General features: G+C 72.5%; 1 pseudogene. It reads left to right on the top strand.

Annotated features, from left to right (window positions below):
• A pseudogene (locus Q7A36_RS40940) lies at positions 1–369 on the top strand (hypothetical protein); the annotation flags it as partial.
• Positions 370–443: the final 74 nt, after the last annotated feature.

The raw sequence follows: 443 nt of genomic DNA on the forward strand, positions 1-443 counted from the left end.
TTTATGGTGGAACTCGGCAGCCTGGATGACGTCGGCCAGGGCTACGATCTGGCGCAACTCGAGGATGGGCGGGTTGCCTTCACCCTAGGGCGGCACACCAACGACCACATGACATCCTTCTACGCGCACGCGCCGTCCGGCTTCTTCGTCGAGTACGGCTGGGGCGGGCGGGTGATCGACCCGGCAGATTGGCAGCCGCACGAGACCTTCGACGGCCCGAGCCTCTGGGGCCACGAGCGGCTGCACTTGCCGCCGGAGGCGCGGGTCCGGCGCCGGGAGATGCGCCTCGCCGCCGCCGCGAAGGGGCTGCGCGCACCGCTGCCGCGGACAGAGTGCGCCTGGCTGGACGCCGTGGCGGCGCGAGAGTAGCGGCGGGCCGGAGGGAAAGGACATGCCGACGCGACGCGCGCTGCTCGGGACGGGACTCGCGCTGGCGGCCGCCG

This window comes from Paracraurococcus lichenis (genome assembly GCF_030657435.1).
Taxonomy (GTDB): Bacteria; Pseudomonadota; Alphaproteobacteria; order Acetobacterales; family Acetobacteraceae; genus Paracraurococcus; species Paracraurococcus lichenis.